Raw genomic sequence first — 16,370 nt, 5'->3', positions numbered from 1 at the left:
AACGTCGAAGGGGAAGAGTTGGCTTGTTGTAAAGCATCTTCTTCTGATAAGCTGGTCTCTTCGACGGAGAGCCCATGTTCCTGGACCATCCCACCATGACCGCGACCAATGCCGTGGCCGAGCCGGACCGGCTCGAGCGGCTGCAGCGCGTCTACGGTTACGCGATGGCGCTGGCGGACGCGGCGGAAAATGGCGGCGTCGTCGACAAAGTGACGCAGTTGCACGATCACAAAGGCACCCTGATCGTGTTCTGGCACGAACCGCCCATCGCCGAGGAGCGCGATTATTTCACCCGCGCCTGGGCCAGCAAGGTCGGCGACGGCACCCTGAACGTCGAACATGAGTACTGACACAATGATACTGGATGCGTCGACCATGGTCCTGGTACTGGCATTGGGCAACCTGACCCTGTGCGCGCTGCTGACCTTCTTCGAACACGGACCGCACCGTTCGCCCGCGCTGGTGCCGTGGAGCCTGTCGAAACAGATCCAGGGCGGCGCCTGGCTGCTGCTGGCCCTGGGCGATGCCGGCGTGGTGCCGGTCCCGATCGCGGTGCCGTTGGGCTACGCCTTGCTGTTCGCCGGCGTGGCGGTCGAAGGCGGCGCGGCGTGGGAAGCGGCGCGCCGGCCTGCCTGGCGCACGCCGACCATGATCGTCGCCGGCGTCGCGATCCTGGCTTTCTTCCTGTGCTACCTGATCGACGCCGAAGGCTTGCGCGTCGTGGCGGCGTCGCTGCTGCTGGGCGGCTTCTATTTCTCTGGCGCGCTGGCGCTGGCCTGGCGCTGGGCTGACGCCAGCCTGCTGCAGCGCTTCCTGGCGCTGGCCAGCATGGCGCTGGCCCTGGTAGTGGCCTCGCGCGGCCTGTCGGTGCTGCTGCTGCCGGGTGGCTGGGGCTGGCTGACCAGCGAGTTGCTGGGCCAGTTGTCCAGCGGCGCGCTGTACCTGCTCATGCTCGGCAACGCCTTCGGCGTGCTGCTGCTGAGCCGCGAAAGCCTGCAGCAGGCGCTCGAGCGCGCTGAAATCGTCGATCCGCTGACCGATGCGCCGAACCGGCGCGGCTTTTTCCAGTTGCTGGCGCCATGGATGGCGCTGGCCCGGCGTCCGGGGATGCCGACCGCGCTGGTGGTGTTCGACCCGGATGGCTTCAAGCGCGTCAACGACAGCTACGGCCACCCGGCCGGCGACGTCGTGCTGCGCCAGATGGTCGAGCTGTGCCGGCGCCAGCTACGCGACAGCGACCAGCTGGGACGCGTGGTCGGGGTCGAGTTCGCGATCGTGCTGCCGCGTACGAACCTGGACGAGGCCTCGCTGGTGGCCGAACGCATCCGCGCGGCGCTCGAGGCTTCGCCGGTCAAGAGCGAGCGCGCGATGATCAAGCTGACCGCCAGCTTCGGTGTCACCACCATCCGCCCCGAAGACAGCACCACGACCCTGTTCCAGCGCGCCGACGAGGCCCTGCGGCAGGCGAAGCAGCAGGGACGTAACCGGGTGGCGCAAGCCACCGAAGCGGTGGCCGAAGTGTGACCGCTCTCCCATAGCGGATGGCTGGACTTGCAGCGTCACGCGCCTGTCATGGGCAAGGCTTATCCTGCGGTCTGTTCCGATGGACATGCCATGCACGATTCTCAAATCGATTCACCCATCTACGCCGCTGTCGAATTAGGTTCCGACAGTTTTCGCCTGCACGTCGGGCGTTTCGAGGACGGCGTCCTGCGCCTGGTCGCCACCCTGGCCGAGCCGGTACGGCTGGCCGCTACCCTCGACGAGGACGGCATGCTGTGTGCGTGCGCGATGCGCCGCGCGCTGGGATGCCTGGAGGCTTTCCGCAGCGCGCTCGACGCCTGGCGTCCGCAGGCGGTGCGCGTGGTCGCCACCTCGGCCCTGCGCATGGCGCGTAATGCCTCGTTGTTCCTGCCTGCCGCCGGCAAGGCGCTCGGCCGGCCGATCGAGATCATCGCCGGCGACGAAGCCGGGCGCCTGGTCTACCTGGGCGTGGCGGCCACCCTCGGCGCGCACGACGATGCGCCGCGCCTGGTGGTGGATATCGGCAGCGGCTCGACCGAACTGGCGCTGGGCGAGGGCGCCACGATCCGGCGTATCGAATCGTTCGCGGTCGGCGCGGTGCGCCAGAGCCTGACTTTTTTTGCCGACGGCCACCTCGACGCCGCCGCGTTCGACGCCGCGGTGCGCTCGAGCCGCAGCCGCTTCGCCGAGGCCAGGCTGGGCGCGCAGCGCTGGCAGCAGGCGTATGGCGCTTGCGGCACGGTGCGCGCGCTGGCCGAGATCGCGCAGTCGTACGGCGAGAAAGAAATGCTGAGCCGCGCCTGCCTCGAACGCCTGCGCCGCGATTTTCTCGAAAGCGGCCACGTGGCGCGCGTGCGCCTGGCCCATCCGGCGGCCGAGCGCGTCTCGCACCTGCCGGGCGGACTGGCGGTCCTGATCGGCCTGATGGAAGAACTCGACATCGTCGAACTGGCGCCGGTGCAGGCCGGCTTGCGCGTGGGCGCCCTGTGGGACTTGCACCAGCGCGCAGCGGCGCTGGGCGCCGCCGCGCTCGTGGATTCGCTAACGCAGCCGCCCGGCCTCGACTGACGCCGGTGCGGCCGGCTGGTCTGGCGGCGGCACTGTCAGCAGCGCCGTACCCGGCGGCTCGTCGCGCAGCCAGCCGAACAGGATCGCCATCATCAGCGGGCCGACGAACAGGCCGATCACGCCCAGCGTCGAGACGCCGCCCAGGAGGCCGAACAGCACCGCCAGGAAGGGCAGGTTGACACGCTGCCCGATCAGTTTCGGGCGGATGAATTTATCGACCAGGAACAGCTCGACCGCGCCCCAGGTGAACAGGCCGAGCGCCTCGGCCGAATGGCCCTGGCCAAACAGCAGCAGCGACACCATCGTGAACGACAGCGGCGCGCCGCCCGGGATCAGGGCCAGGTAGCCGGTGATCACGCCCAGCAGCACCGGGGCCGGGGCGCCGGCGATCCAGTAGGCCACGCCCAGCACGATGCCCTCCAGGATCGCGATCGATCCCAGTCCCAGCGCGGTGCCGCGCACCGACAGCGGCAGCACGCGCCGCAGCTTGGCGTATTGGTCGGGCAGCAGGCGTGCGCCGGCGCGGTCGAGGTAGTGCAGCACGCTGGCGCCGTGCAGATACAGCACGAACAGGGTCAGCAGGGTCAGGAACAGATAGAGCGCGTTGGCCAGGATGGTCGAGCCCCAGACCCGCGCGGTATCGGTCAGGTGCGGCATGAAGTCGCCCACCGTGGTGCGCACCAGCGCATTGAGCCCACCCGGGACGGCCAGGTGCTCGAGCCACCATTTGACGGCCGAATCGGCCACCAGCGGCAGGTTGGCCACCCATCCCGGCACCGGCACGCCGGTCTGGTTGAAGCTGATGAGCATGCGCTGCAGGCTGGCCAGCTCATAGGTGAGCGTGTGGAACAGCAGCACCGACGGCCCGACGAAGCTGACGATCAGCAGGGCCAGCATGAAGCTGGCGCTGGCCAGCGGCGCCCAGCCGCGGCGCAGCAGGCGCTGGTGCAGCGGCCAGGTGATCACCGCCAGCAGGCCGGCCCAGGCGATCGAGCCGAGGAAGTGTTGCAACAGGAAGGCCAGGGCGGTGGCGAACAGCACCGGCAAAATCAAATGAGCTTTGTTGCGCATACTGGCCCGGGTTGAATCACGTTTTCCTCGAAAATTTTCCACGTCGCGCAGAGTTTACAGCAGAGTTGTCCGCTCGAAAGAATAAAACAGCTTGCCTTCCCATAAAAGCGTAGTTTGTCGAATGATTACTTCGAAAAAACAGAAGCCTGCTTCTATGAAGATAGCATTGTGCCACCGATTGGCACGGAGGGCAGCAAACGCTTGCGGTATGTACTTCGTCGCGCTGGCATGGGCTAAATCGTTTATACTATTTTCCCTTTCAAAACTGGAGCGACTATGCCACGCAAGAGCGCGTCCGCGCCCGGACAAACAGCCACATCGCGCGCGCAGCGGCCCTCGGCCAGGAACGCCGCATCGAAGGCGTCTGCGAAGAGCGCCGTGACGCCGGCGGCAGACCCGACTCCGAAGCGCGCGGCGAAGCCGGGCGCGAAGTTGGCAACGAAGCCGGCAGCGAAGAGCGCGGCCAAGCCAGGCGCCAGGGCCGCCACAAAGTCGGCGCCCGCGAAGGGGACGCTGAAGGCGGTCGTGAAAACGGCCGCCAGGGCGCTCGCGCAGCCGCCGGCGCGCAAGAGCGCCGCGACTCCCGCGACTCCCGCGACCAGGTCCGCGGCCAGGGCCGCGCCGCGCACGGCGGCGGCGGAGCGCGCGCCCGCGCAGGATGCGCGGCCGGTCCTGGTGCGCGACAGTTTCACGATGCCCGAGCACGAATACGCGGTACTGCTCGAGGTCAAGCAGGCCTGCCTGCGGGCCGGCATCGACGTCAAGAAGAGCGAGTTGCTGCGTATTGGCGTGGCCCTGCTGGGCCAGCTCGACGTGGCCACCCTGCAGGGCGTGCTGGCGGCGCTGCCGCAGCTCAAGACCGGGCGTCCGCCGGCGCAGGATTGAGCCAGCCGTGCGCCGATGGGGCGCTAATGGATCGCGGAGGCGCTGGTCAACTCCTTCAGCTCGCGGATCGGGATATTCGATTTCTCGTGCATCCGCAGCAGGATGGTCGCGCCGACGTTCAATTTACGATGGCGGATCTTGCTGATGATCGGCGGCTGCACTTCCAGAACGCGGCATAGCTCCGCATCGTTCTTCAGTTGCAGGCGCTCGATCAGGGTGTCGAGCAATTTGTTGGGCACGAAGCTCGAGGGCTCCTGGGCACGCGCTCGATGCATCGCTTCGAGCATTTCCTGTTTTTTCTGTCGTACGCTCATGTCGATTCTCCAATATGAAAACATGATTCAAGACAGACTGTTCTGGAAGGTAGCCCTACCTGTTTTTAAAGCGCTCCTTGATGGCGTATCGTGGCGGGTCGTTGTGATATTACTACGAATATGTTGCGCACGCCTCGTAAAATTTAACTAAAAATGCCGCAATGTCGCGTTTCTTCTGGGAATTTATGCCAATTTAAGTCCGGAATGCGTCAGCAGCAGGACCTTGTCGGCCATGGCGGCCGCGGCGTGGGAATGGGTGACCATGATGGCGCCGGCGCCATGGGTGCGGGTTTCGAGGCGCAGCAGCCGCAGGATGCCTTCGGCCGTTTCCGGATCGAGGTTGCCGGTCGGTTCGTCCGCCAGCAGCAGTGCCGGACGGTGCACCAGGGCGCGCGCGATCGCGACCCTCTGCAGTTCTCCGCCAGACAGCTGGCGCGGAAAATCATCGCCGCGTCCACCGAGTCCCACGGCGTCCAGCATCGCATCGGCCCGTGCGCCCGGCGCTTTGTTCAGCAGCAGCGGCAGCGCCACGTTCTGGCGCAGGGTCAGGTGCGGCAGCACGTGGAAGGCCTGGAAGATGAAGCCCATGCGGGTGCGCCGCAGGCGGGTGGCGGCGTCGTCATTGAGACGCGAGATCGGCGTGCCGTCGACGATCACCTGGCCGCCGTCGGGCGTGTCGAGCCCCGCGATCAGGTTCAGCAGCGTCGACTTGCCGACGCCCGATTCGCCCATGATCGCCACGAACTCACCGGCCTTGAACACATGCGACAGTTGCGCGAGCACGGTGCGGCCGCCGTAGGATTTGGTGAGCTGGTCGAGTTCGAGCATGAAGGAGTCGGCTTATCGGGTCAGGGCGCGGCGCAGGGCGTAGCTCGCCGCATCGACCAGCGCCACCAGCACCAGCATCGCGATCACCACGGTGGCCGCGCTGGGCATCTGGAACAGCGAGAGGTGGTACTTCAGCATCTGGCCCAGGCCGCCGGCCCCGACCACGCCCAGCACCGCCGCCGCGCGAATATTATTCTCCCAGCGGTACAGCGTATACGACAGCATCTGCGGCAGCGCCTGGGGCAGCGTAGCGTACAGGAAGGCCGCCAGCGGCCGCGCACCATTCGTGCGCAGGGTCTGCTCGGCGTGCGGCTCGACGTTTTCCAGGGCGTCGGCGAACAGCCGCCCCAGCACCCCGGCGGTGTGCGCGGCCAGCGCCAGGGTGCCGGCCATCGGCCCCAGGCCGGCCAGCACCAGCAGCACTGCCGCCCACACCAGCTCGGGAATCGAGCGCAGCACGTTGAGCACCAGGCGCGTCGCGGCGCGCGCCACGCGTCCGAGCCGGCCGGCGCCGGCCAGCGCCAGCGGCAGGCCGATGAGCGCGGCGAGCAGGGTGCCGATGGCCGACATGGCCAGCGTCTCCCACAACGCGCCGAGCGTCTTGTGCAAGAAGGGCGTGCCTGTTTCGGGCGGGGCGAACCCGGAAAGGAACTCCCTGGCGGAGTCGATCGCCTCGGCGGTGAAGAACGCGCTCCACTGCAGCGGCAGCGAAGCGAAGCTGGCCACGACCAGCGCCGCCAGGCCGGCCAGGATCAGCCAGGTGCGGATGTCGCGCGGCGGGGCAGGTGGCAGCGAAGAGGGCGTCATCCAAGCCTCCGGCGCAGCATCTTCGAGACCAGGTCGGCGCAAGCGACCAGCAGCACGAATACCATCAGCATGGTGGCGACTTCGCTGCCGGCCATCATCTTGGTCGACTCGTCCAGGCGCTGGCCCAGGCCGCCGGCGCCGACGAAGCCCATCACCGCCGAGCCGCGGATTGCGCACTCCCAGCGGTAAACGGTGTACGACACCAGTTCGGCGCTGGAATCGGGCAGGGCGCCGTACAGCAGCGCCGGCAGTCGCCCGCTGCCATTGGCCAGCAGGACGTCGGTGGCGTGGGCGTCGCTCGATTCGAGGATCTCGGCATATACCTTGGCCAGCATGCCGCTGTACGACAGCGCGATCGCCAGCACGCCGGCGGTCGGGCCGAGGCCGACGATGCGCACGAACAGCAGCGCCCAGACGAGTTCGGGCACCGAGCGCAGGATCATCAGGATCCAGCGCAGCATCTGGCGCACGGCGGTGGCGAACGGCTGCACGCGGCCGGTGCCCAGGCGCGAGATCGACAGACGTTCGGTGATCACGAAGGTGGCGGGAATCGCCACCAGCAGCGCGAGGGTCAGGCCGGCGGTGGCGATGGCGACCGTCTGCCAGGTCTCGCGCAGCACCATCGCCAGGAATTCAGGTTCGACGGAGGGCACCAGGAAACCGGACAGGAACATCCCGGCCGCGCGCAGGCTTTGCGCATCGAACAGCAGCCAGGGCTTGAATTCGGCGCCCGCCAGCAGCGGATACAGCAGCACGATGGAGACTGCGGCCCAGGTGACGCGCGCGCGCCACGCGGGATCGCGGTGGAGGGTTACTGCATCCTTCATCAGAAACAGGCGCCGACGGCGATCTGGGCCGGCGTGTCGTGCGGCGTTGCCGGCTGCGGGTCGACCTGCTCGTTGGCGTACAACTCGGCGATCATGGCGTCGCTGACCTCTTCGCGTGGGGCGTCGAACACGATGCGGCCGTCGCGCAGGCCCACCAGGCGGGAGAACTGCTCGCGCGCCAGGTCGACCTGGTGCAGGCTGCACACCAGGGTGGCATTGCGTTGCTGCGCTTCCTGGCGCAGGGTCGCGAGAGTGTGGCGCGCCAGCGCCGGGTCGAGGGCCGAGATGGGTTCGTCGACCAGCAGCGCTTCGGCGTTCGACAGCAGCAGGCGCGCCAGGCCGCAGCGCTGGCGTTCGCCGCCCGACAGGCGGTCTACCCGCGCATACAGCTTGTCGCCCAAGGAAAAGCGCGCCAGCGCGGCGTGGGCCGCGGCCGGATCCTGCGGGCGCACCAGCGAGGCCAGGGCCTGCCACAGCGACCAGTGCGGCAGGCGCGCGGCCAGCACCGCGGTCACCACGCGCTGGCGCGGCGGCAGCGGCGGCGCCTGCGGGGCCAGGAACAAGCGCGAACGCAAGTGGTGACGGTCGGCGCCGCCTAGCTGCCAGGGGGCCTGGCCGAAGATTTCCAGCACGCCCTCGGCCGGCCGGTGGGCACAGGCGAGCGTGGACAGCAGGGTGGTCTTGCCGGCCCCGGAAGGGCCGATCAAGGCGACTTGCTCGCCGGCGCGGATCGTCAGGTCGAGCGCGTGCAGGACCGGCGCGCGGCTGCCGGCCAGGTGGCGCACGGTCAGGCCGCGCAGGCGGTAGGTCGCCACGGTGTGCCTCCCCGAATTACTTCAGCAGGCCCGCATTGCGCGCGGCGGCTTCGATCGCACCGTAGTTGGCGGTCTTGGTCGGCACGAACCGGGTGGCGCGCTGCAGGTCGAGGATCTGCTTGCCCTGGGCGGTCGAGCCGTCCAGCGCCAGGAAGGCGTCGGTGATCTTCTTCTTCAGCGCCGGGTCCATGTCGCTGCGCACGGTCCAGTTGTAGTCGAAGTAGCCGGGGGTGGTGTAAAACACACGCACCTGCTTCGGATCGACCTTCTTGCCTTCGACCAGCTTTTCCCAGACCGAGATGTTCAGTGCGCCGGCATCGACCTTGCCGCCGGCCACGGCCGCCACGGTGGCGTCATGCGCGCCCGAGAAGGCGATGCGCTTCAGGTCGGCGTCCGGATTGATCTTGGCTTGCAACAGGAAGGAGCGCGGCATCAGGTGGCCCGAGGTCGACGATTCCGAGCCGAAGGCCAGGGTCTTGCCTTTCAGGTCTTCCAGCTTGGTGATGCCCGGCGCGGTGGTGATGAAGACCGAGCGGAATTTTTCGTCTTCCTCGCGCTGCACCAGCGGGGTGACCTGGCCCTTGCTGCGCACATTCGCCTGCACGAAGGTAAAGCCGCCGAACCAGACCATGTCGATCTTGCGGTTGATCAGGCCTTCGACCGAGGCGGCGTAGTCGGTCACCGGGGTGAACTCGACCTTCAGGCCGGTGGCCTTGGCCAGGTAGTCGCCCAGCGGCTTGAACTTGCGCTGCAGTTCGGTCGGCGATTCGTCGGGAATGGCCGAGACGCGCAGCACGCCGTTGCTCTGGGCTGAAGCCGCGCCGGCGACCAGCATGGCGCCGGCGACGGCGGCGCACAAGGTTTTCAGAACTTGACGGCGGAAGGACATGGTCATGGTTGGCTCTTATTGATGGTTGGTTGAACGCGGAATCGAATTATACGGGGGGCCGTGCCAAGTAACTATTCCACGCGGCAAAAACAATAGACAAATTGCTGCGTGGTGCCGAATGGCGTGCGATGCAGCTCGATCGCGCTTTCCACCAGCCGGAACCCCGGGCCGAATTCGTCGTGCAGGCCTTCGGCGTCATAGCGCACGATCTCCAGGCCGCTGCACCTGGTGGGGCCCTCGGGGCCGAAGGTGGCGACGATCACGCTGCCGCCAGGGCGCATGGCGCGCGCCACCTGACGTACGTACGCCGCCCTTTGCCCGGGCTCGAGCAGGAAGTGGAACACGGCGCGGTCGTGCCAGACATCATAGCGTCGCGGCGGCAAATCGGCCCGTGTGATGTCGGCGACGAGCCAGTCGACCTTGTCGCCTTGCACACCCAGGCGCCCGCGGGCAACGCTGACCGCCTCGGCCGAGATGTCCAGCACGGACACGTCGGCGTAGCCGCGCGCCAGCAAGTCGTCGACCAGCGTGGCTTCGCCGCCGCCGACGTCGATGATCGCGGACGCGGTCGACCTGGCGCTGCGCCCGATCAACGCAAGCGAGGTGTCCAGGTGAGGGGCGTACCAGCTCAGCGCGTCCGGCGCCTTGGTGCGGTACACCGTCTCCCAATGAAGTCGCGGGTCCATATTGAAATAAAGAAAGATCGCAGGGAAAGGCGCCTGCACGCTTGAATTGTCGCGCGCACAGCGAATCGGGGGATTCCGCTATGATGGCAAAAACAGCAATACTTACATGCCATATCGCATGGTGCGGCGTGGCGGCACGAATGATAAACCTTATGCTGACATCCTGCACATCGGAAGAGCTCGGAGCGAGCGTGGTCAATGCGCACGACGCCGAAGAGCTTCACGCCGGCCTGCTGGCCGCCGAGGCCTGCATTTCGCCCAAGTTCCTGTACGACGCGCTCGGTTCCAAGCTATTCGAGGCGATCTGCGAATTACCCGAGTACTACCCGACCCGCACCGAAGCCGCGATCTTCGAGCGCCATGGCGCCGAGATCGCGCGTGTGGCCGGACTGGGCTCCACCCTGATCGACCTGGGCGCCGGTAATTGCGCCAAGGCAGCGAGTTTGTTCCCGCTGCTGCAGCCGGCGCAATACGTGGCGGTCGATATCTCCAGCGAATTCGTGCACGAGGCCCTGGCGCGCTTGCGCCAGCGTTTTCCGCGCATCGCGATGGACGCGCTGGGCATGGATTTCTCGAACCGCTTCGCGCTGCCCGAACTGGTGCGCGCCGAGCGCCGCCTGTTCTTCTATCCGGGTTCGTCGCTCGGCAATTTCACGCCCGAGCAGGCGCAGGAATTCCTCATGCGCCTGCGCGCGCAATGCGGCCCGGATGGCGGCATCCTGATCGGCATCGACCTGGCCAAGGATAAAGCCACGCTCGACGCCGCCTACGACGACGCGCTGGGCGTGACCGCCGCCTTCAACCTGAACATCCTGCGCCACGTGAACACCCTGGTCGACGCCGACTTCGACATCCGCCAATGGAAGCACCACGGCTTCTACAATGCGGCGCGGGGACGGATCGAGATGCACCTGGAGGCGCGCAGCGCGCAAGAGGTGCACTGGCGCGGCGGCGAGCGCCGTTTCGAGGCGGGTGAGTGCATCCACACCGAGAACAGCTATAAATACCAGCAGGCCGACGCCATCGGGCTGCTGGAGCGCTCCGGCTTCGAGGCCACCCGCGTCTGGACCGATCCGCAGCGCTGGTTCGCCGTGATCCACGCGCAGGCGATCCCCGCATGAACATGCTGCGCGACGAGAGCCTGCCCCGCACCTTCGCCAGGGTGCGCGGCCGTTCGCTGCACTTGGCCGAGGCGCTGTCCGACGAGGATTGCTGCGCGCAGTCGATGCCCGACGCCAGCCCGCTCAAGTGGCACCTGGCGCACATCACCTGGTTCTTCGAGACCTTCATCCTCGAGCCGCGCGAGCCTGGTTTCGCGCCTTTCCATCCGGCCTTCCGGGTACTGTTCAATTCCTACTACAACGGTGTCGGCGCCAAGCATCCGCGCCCGCATCGGGGCCTGCTGACGCGCCCTTCGCTGGCCGAAGTCAAGGCCTACCGCCACGACGTCGACCGCCGCATGGACGCCTTGCTGGCGCGCGGCATCGACGGCGAACTGGCGGCCCTGGTCGAACTGGGCCTGCAGCACGAGCAGCAGCACCAGGAGCTGATGCTCACCGACGTCAAGCACCTGCTGGCGCAAAATCCCCTGTATCCCGCCTATGCGGCCGAGCCGTTGGCGGCTTCCGAACCGGCGCCGCCGCTGGAGTGGATGCCGTTCGAAGGCGGCCTGGCCGAGATCGGCTATGGCGGCAGCGGCTTTTGCTTCGACAACGAGCTGCCGCGCCACCGCACCTATGTGGCGCCGTTCGCGCTGGCCTCGCGTCTCGTCACCAATGGCGAATACCGCGCATTCATCGAGGCCGGCGGCTACCGCGATCCGGCGCTGTGGCTGGCCGAGGGCTGGGACCGGGTCTCTTCGGGCGAGATCACGCAGCCGCTGTACTGGATCGCACAGGCCGATGGCTGGCACGAGTTCACGCTGCACGGCGTGCAGCCGCTCGACCCCGAGCGGCCCGTGACCCACGTTTCGCTGTACGAGGCGGACGCCTATGCGCGCTGGCGCGGCGCGCGCCTGCCGACCGAGGCAGAGTGGGAATTCGCTGCGCGCCAGGCCGGCGTCAAGGGCCTGCCGGTGCACCATCCTGGCGCCGCCAGCGGCGCCGGACTGCAGCAGATGTTCGGTGCCTGCTGGCAGTGGACCAGCAGCAGCTACGCGCCATATCCCGGCTATGCGCCGGCGCCCGGCGCCATCGGCGAATACAACGGCAAGTTCATGGTCAACCAGTACGTGCTGCGCGGCTCGTCCTGCGCCACGCCCGAAGGGCATGCGCGTCCGAGCTACCGCAACTTCTTCCCGTCCGGCGCGCGCTGGCAGTTCACCGGCATCCGGCTGGCGCGATGAGCCGCCGGCGTGACTGGCGCGCGCGCCTGAAAGACCAGCGCGCCAATATCTATATCCTGTCGCATCCGCTCAGGTTCGCCCTGCAGGTGCTGGGGGGCTTTCGCGCCAACCAGGGCCTGCTGCTGGCCGGGGCGGTCGCGTATTACGCGCTGCTGTCGATCGTCCCGTTCCTGATGCTGGTGGTGGTGGTGCTGTCGCACTTCCTCGACCCCGCCGAATTGCTCGACACGCTGCGCCGCTATCTCGAGCTGTTGATGCCGGGGCAGTCGCGCTCGATCGTGGCCGAGGTCGCCAACTTCCTGCAAGATCGGCAAATACTGACCTGGGTGCTCGCGCTCACCATGTTGTTCTTCAGCTCGCTCGCGTTCACAGTGCTCGAAAATGCGATGAGCGTGATCTTCGTGCACCGGGTCGCGGTGCGGCGCCGACATTTCATGGTGTCCGCCGTACTGCCTTATTGTTACATCCTGGCGCTGGGCGTCGGCATCATGGTGGTCACCCTGGTCGCCGGGGCGCTGCAGGTGATGGGCTCCGAAAGCGTCTGGCTGTTCAACTACAAGTGGTCGCTGGACGGGGTGTCGGGGGTGCTGCTGTACCTGCTGGGACTGGCGGGCGAGATCCTGGTGCTGACCTCGATCTACCTGGTGATGCCGGTGGGCCGGCTGTCGGTCTGGCATGCCTTCATCGGGGGGGCGACCGCAGCGCTGCTGTGGGAAGTGGCGCGCCATGTGCTGGTCTGGTATTTCTCGACCCTGTCGCAGGTGAACCTGGTGTATGGCTCGATGACGACGGCGATCGTGGTGATGTTTTCGCTCGAGATCGCCGCGACCTTGCTGCTGCTCGGGGCCCAGGTGATCGCCGAGTACGAGCGGGTAGGGCAGGCCGGCGGCGCCGAGCCGCCGTCCAAGCCGACCTGCGATATTCCGCCGCTCGCGCGGGGATGATCGAAGGTCCTTGAATGCCTTGGGGTGGATGGCTTGCCGTCCACCCCACGATGAGCTCCTGCTGGTTATTTCTGTTCGCCCTTCGGCTTGACCATGAGGCTGGCGATACAGCTGCCTGCGATCAGCACCGCCACGACGGTCAGGGAAGCCTGCACCGGCACGTGATACCACGGCATGATCAGCATCTTGACGCCGATGAAGGTCAGCACCATCGCCAGGCCATACTTGAGCAGGTGGAAGCGGTCGGCCACGTCGACCAGCAGGAAGTACAGCGCACGCAAGCCCAGGATCGCGAACATGTTCGACGTAAACACGATGAACGGGTCGGTCGTGATCGCGAAGATCGCCGGGATCGAATCCACCGCGAAGATCAGGTCGGTCACCTCGATCAGGATCAGCACCAGGAACAGCGGCGTCACGTAACGCAGGCCATCCTTTTGCACGAAGAACTTCTCGCCATGGTCGCCATCGGCGACGCGCAGGTGCTTGCGCGCCAGCTTCAGGATCGGGTTATTGGCCACGTCCGGTTCTTCGTCGACCGCCACCAGCATGCGAATGCCGGTGAACAGCAAAAAGGCGCCGAACAGGTACAGGACCCAGCTGAATTCGCTCACGACCCAGGCGCCGGCGCTGATCATGATGGCGCGCATGATGATTGCACCCAGCACGCCGTAGATCAGGACGCGGCGCTGGTACTGCTGCGGCACCTGGAAGGCGGTGAAGATCAGCAGGAACACGAACACGTTGTCGACCGACAGCGCTTTCTCGATGAGGTAACCCGAGAAGAACTCGAGCGATTTCTGGCTCGCGATCTCGGCGCCGGCGGTGTCCTTCAGGTAGAAGTAGAGGCCGGCGTTGAAGATCAGCGCCAGGCTGACCCAGACCAGCGACCAGATGCCGGCTTCCTTGACGCTGACCTTGTGCGCCTTGTTGCCGCCGAAGACGAACAGGTCGAGTGCGAGCATGACCAGCACGAAGCCGACGAAGCCGGCCCACATCATGGGACTTGCAATGGTTTCCAATCCATTCATTGGATACTCCTTATAGTGAATCGACGTGGCATGACAATCTTCCGGTGGATAAAAACCTCACTATAGGGTCGCCCGATACATCGTACAAATCGAATATTGTTTGATGTAAGATCGAGTTTTTCGATATTTACAAGAGCGGGCGATGTCGACACTCAACTATAAGCACCTGCGCTACTTCTGGATGGTGGCGAAAACCGGCAGCATCACGAAGGCAGCCGAACAGCTGCACCTGACGCCGCACTCGATTTCGGGCCAGCTGTCCGAGTTTGCCGACAGCCTGGGCGTGGAGCTGTTCCGCCGGGTCGGGCGCAAGCTGGAATTGACCGATACCGGGCGCCGCATCGTGAGCTACGCCGAAGACATCTTCAATACCGGCGACGCGCTGCTCGAACTGGTGCGCGACCACGCTTTCGCGACGACGTCCTACCGCGTCGGCTGCGCCGATTCGGTCTCCAAACTGATCGCGGTCGACCTGGTCGAGCCGGCCCTGAGGCTGAAGGACCCGGTCAAGCTGATCTGCCGTGAAGGGCGGCTCGACAGCCTGATCGCCGACCTGGCCGTGCACCGGCTCGACCTGGTGATCGCCGACCGCCCGATCCCGGGCCACTTCAGCGTGCGCGCCTATAACCACTTGCTGGGCGAGAGCCCGATGACGGCCTTGTGCACCGAGGCGCTGGCGGCGACCTTCGCGCAGCCTTTTCCGGCCTGCCTGCACAATGCGCCGATGCTGCTGCCGGGCGAGGACTTCGCGATCCACCAGCGCCTGCTGCGCTGGCTGGAGCGCTGCGACGTGCATCCGCGCGTGGTGGGGGAGTTCGACGACAGTGCGATGATCCAGGCCTTCGGCCGCTCGGGCGCCGGCGTGTTCTTCGCTCCAAGCGTCATCGCGGCCCAGGTCAGCAGCCAGTACGGGCTGGTCGCGCTGGGCCAGGTCGACGCCGTGGTCGAGCAGGTGTATGCGATCACCACCGAGCGCCGCATGAGCCATCCGGCCACCGTCGCGATCAGCAGGCTGGCGCGTGAACAACTGTTTGCGCGGGGCGAGACCAGAGGTGACAGTGGAATGGCGCCTGGCCAGCCGTGAGGCGCGTCGTGGATGGCCGCCACGGCGGCGGCCTCGGACGCGATCAAAGCGCGACTAACCAGCGATCAACGAGCGATCGATGCGCGATCGATGCGCGATCGATGCGCACTTGCGCGCCGGCCGCCGCCGGCCGCCGGCGGCCATGAAGTCAGGCGCGCACGGCGACCCCGGCGGCGCCAGCTTCCATACGGCCGATCACGGCCGCGTCCGCGAACCCTTCGCGCGTGAACAGCGCTATCACCTTGTCGACCGATGCCGGATCGCAGGCGACCAGCAGGCCGCCCGAGGTTTGCGGATCGGTCAGCAGCGCGCGCTGGGCCGGGGTGAGGGAGTCGTCCAGCTGCACGTCCTTGCCATACGCTTCCCAGTTGCGGCCCGAGGCCCCGGTGAAGAAGCCGTCGTGCGCCAGTTGCAGCACGCCGGGCAGCAGCGGGATCGCCGGCATATCGAGTTGCGCCCGCAGTTGCGCGCCGCGCACCAGTTCCAGCAGGTGGCCCAGGAGGCCAAAGCCGGTGACGTCGGTCATGGCGTGCACACCCGGCATGTCGGCCAGCAGGCGGCCGGGTTTGTTGAGTTTGGTGGTGTTGGCGATCATGGCGGCGTAGCCGTCTTCGCCCAGCGCGCCTTTCTTAAGGGCGGCTGACAGCACGCCCACGCCCAGTGGTTTGCCGAGCACCAGCACGTCGCCGGCGCGCGCCGCGTTGTTCTTCTTGACCTTCGACGGATGCACCAGGCCCATCACCACCAGGCCATAGATCGGCTCGACCGAGTCGATCGTGTGGCCGCCGGCGATCGGGATGCCGGCTTCGCGGCAGATGGTGGCGCCACCTTCCAGGATCTTGCCGATGGTCTCGAGCGGCAGCTTGTTGATCGGCATGCCGACCAGGGCCAGCGCCATGATCGGGGTGCCGCCCATCGCGTACACGTCCGAGATCGCATTGGTGGCGGCGATACGGCCGAAGTCGAAGGGGTCGTCGACGATCGGCATGAAGAAATCGGTGGTGGCGACCAGCGCCTGCTCGTCGTTGAGCTGGTAGACCGCGGCGTCGTCCGAGGTCTCGATGCCGACCATCAGCTCCGTCGGCACCGGGAAGCCGGTGGACGACTTGAGGATCTCGGCCAGCACGCCGGGCGCGATCTTGCAGCCGCAGCCGCCGCCGTGCGAGAACGAGGTGAGTTTGATGGGTTGGTCGAGAGTGCTCATGGGCTGGTCCGGTGATCGTTGGTAGTCGAATTATCGCGCAAGTTCGCAA

Annotated in this window: 19 protein-coding genes; 8 read left to right on the top strand and 11 right to left on the bottom strand. The window is 66.7% G+C overall.

The window, feature by feature from the left end; translation table 11 throughout:
* Positions 1–74 precede the first annotated feature (74 nt).
* The 3 genes from AC56KW_RS10820 (at position 75) to AC56KW_RS10810 (ending at position 2,592) form a co-directional block, all read left to right on the top strand.
* Positions 75–350, top strand: a complete 276-nt coding sequence (locus tag AC56KW_RS10820) for a hypothetical protein (RefSeq protein ID WP_497170738.1) — start codon at positions 75–77, stop codon at positions 348–350.
* Positions 340–1,524, top strand: coding sequence for a GGDEF domain-containing protein (locus AC56KW_RS10815; protein WP_497170737.1), 1,185 nt, complete (start codon positions 340–342; stop codon positions 1,522–1,524). The genes AC56KW_RS10820 and AC56KW_RS10815 overlap by 11 nt, the downstream gene beginning before the upstream one ends.
* Positions 1,525–1,614: 90 nt before the next feature.
* Positions 1,615–2,592, top strand: coding sequence for a Ppx/GppA phosphatase family protein (locus AC56KW_RS10810; RefSeq protein WP_497170736.1), 978 nt, complete (start codon positions 1,615–1,617; stop codon positions 2,590–2,592).
* On the opposite strand, the gene AC56KW_RS10805 is transcribed toward AC56KW_RS10810, so the two are convergent.
* Positions 2,566–3,663 carry an AI-2E family transporter gene (locus AC56KW_RS10805; protein WP_497170735.1) on the bottom strand — a complete coding sequence of 366 codons (1,098 nt, stop codon included), beginning with the start codon at positions 3,661–3,663 and terminating at the stop codon, positions 2,566–2,568. The two genes, AC56KW_RS10810 and AC56KW_RS10805, sit on opposite strands and share 27 nt — an antisense overlap.
* Positions 3,664–3,905: 242 nt before the next feature.
* Positions 3,906–4,130, bottom strand: a complete 225-nt coding sequence (locus AC56KW_RS10800) for a hypothetical protein (RefSeq protein ID WP_497170734.1) — start codon at positions 4,128–4,130, stop codon at positions 3,906–3,908.
* A gap of 58 nt (positions 4,131–4,188) precedes the next feature.
* Between AC56KW_RS10800 and AC56KW_RS10795 the strand changes: the two genes are divergently transcribed.
* A complete protein-coding gene (locus AC56KW_RS10795) occupies positions 4,189–4,548 on the top strand; it encodes a hypothetical protein (RefSeq protein WP_497170733.1) in 360 nt (119 codons plus the stop codon).
* A gap of 23 nt (positions 4,549–4,571) precedes the next feature.
* Here AC56KW_RS10795 and AC56KW_RS10790 read toward each other — a convergent pair whose 3' ends face one another.
* The 7 genes from AC56KW_RS10790 to AC56KW_RS10760 form a co-directional block, all read right to left on the bottom strand.
* Positions 4,572–4,862 (bottom strand): hypothetical protein, encoded by a 291-nt coding sequence (locus tag AC56KW_RS10790; RefSeq protein WP_497170732.1) that lies wholly within the window; start codon positions 4,860–4,862, stop codon positions 4,572–4,574.
* A gap of 183 nt (positions 4,863–5,045) precedes the next feature.
* Complete coding sequence (locus tag AC56KW_RS10785; protein WP_497170731.1) at positions 5,046–5,690, bottom strand: ABC transporter ATP-binding protein; 645 nt, start codon at positions 5,688–5,690, stop codon at positions 5,046–5,048.
* Between the two features lie 12 nt (positions 5,691–5,702).
* Positions 5,703–6,497: a phosphonate ABC transporter, permease protein PhnE gene (gene phnE / locus AC56KW_RS10780; RefSeq protein WP_497170730.1), complete on the bottom strand. Its 795-nt coding sequence runs from the start codon at positions 6,495–6,497 to the stop codon at positions 5,703–5,705.
* On the bottom strand, positions 6,494–7,324 hold the full coding sequence (locus AC56KW_RS10775; protein ID WP_497170729.1) for a PhnE/PtxC family ABC transporter permease: 831 nt from the start codon (positions 7,322–7,324) through the stop codon (positions 6,494–6,496). Before AC56KW_RS10775 ends, phnE begins: the two co-directional genes overlap by 4 nt.
* A complete protein-coding gene (locus AC56KW_RS10770; protein WP_497170728.1) occupies positions 7,324–8,139 on the bottom strand; it encodes a phosphonate ABC transporter ATP-binding protein in 816 nt (271 codons plus the stop codon). Before AC56KW_RS10770 ends, AC56KW_RS10775 begins: the two co-directional genes overlap by 1 nt.
* Positions 8,140–8,155: 16 nt before the next feature.
* Positions 8,156–9,028 carry a putative selenate ABC transporter substrate-binding protein gene (locus AC56KW_RS10765; protein WP_497170906.1) on the bottom strand — a complete coding sequence of 291 codons (873 nt, stop codon included), beginning with the start codon at positions 9,026–9,028 and terminating at the stop codon, positions 8,156–8,158.
* Positions 9,029–9,099: 71 nt separating this feature from the next.
* Complete coding sequence (locus tag AC56KW_RS10760; protein WP_497170727.1) at positions 9,100–9,714, bottom strand: class I SAM-dependent methyltransferase; 615 nt, start codon at positions 9,712–9,714, stop codon at positions 9,100–9,102.
* Between the two features lie 152 nt (positions 9,715–9,866).
* Here AC56KW_RS10760 and egtD point away from each other — a divergent pair, with 152 nt between their 5' ends.
* The 3 genes from egtD to AC56KW_RS10745 are packed head-to-tail and all read left to right on the top strand — an operon-like array spanning position 9,867 to position 13,002.
* On the top strand, positions 9,867–10,835 hold the full coding sequence (gene egtD, locus AC56KW_RS10755) for an L-histidine N(alpha)-methyltransferase (protein WP_497170726.1): 969 nt from the start codon (positions 9,867–9,869) through the stop codon (positions 10,833–10,835).
* On the top strand, positions 10,832–12,058 hold the full coding sequence (egtB, locus tag AC56KW_RS10750) for an ergothioneine biosynthesis protein EgtB (protein WP_497170725.1): 1,227 nt from the start codon (positions 10,832–10,834) through the stop codon (positions 12,056–12,058). The genes egtD and egtB overlap by 4 nt, the downstream gene beginning before the upstream one ends.
* Positions 12,055–13,002, top strand: coding sequence for a YihY/virulence factor BrkB family protein (locus tag AC56KW_RS10745; protein WP_497170724.1), 948 nt, complete (start codon positions 12,055–12,057; stop codon positions 13,000–13,002). Before egtB ends, AC56KW_RS10745 begins: the two co-directional genes overlap by 4 nt.
* A 65-nt stretch (positions 13,003–13,067) precedes the next feature.
* Here the strand turns inward: AC56KW_RS10745 and AC56KW_RS10740 are convergent, their stop codons facing one another.
* Entirely contained in the window at positions 13,068–14,033 is a 966-nt protein-coding gene (locus AC56KW_RS10740) for a TerC family protein (RefSeq protein ID WP_497170723.1), read from the bottom strand.
* 142 nt (positions 14,034–14,175) lie between these two features.
* On the opposite strand from AC56KW_RS10740, the gene nhaR reads away from it, so the two are divergent.
* Positions 14,176–15,117 (top strand): transcriptional activator NhaR, encoded by a 942-nt coding sequence (gene nhaR / locus AC56KW_RS10735; RefSeq protein WP_497170722.1) that lies wholly within the window; start codon positions 14,176–14,178, stop codon positions 15,115–15,117.
* Between the two features lie 148 nt (positions 15,118–15,265).
* On the opposite strand, the gene selD is transcribed toward nhaR, so the two are convergent.
* Positions 15,266–16,321: a selenide, water dikinase SelD gene (selD, locus tag AC56KW_RS10730; protein ID WP_497170721.1), complete on the bottom strand. Its 1,056-nt coding sequence runs from the start codon at positions 16,319–16,321 to the stop codon at positions 15,266–15,268.
* Positions 16,322–16,370: the final 49 nt, after the last annotated feature.

Source organism: Telluria sp. RT2P19 (assembly GCF_059685725.1).
The sequence above is the reverse complement of the archived record's forward strand: the minus strand, read 5'-3'. Positions and strand labels throughout refer to the sequence as shown.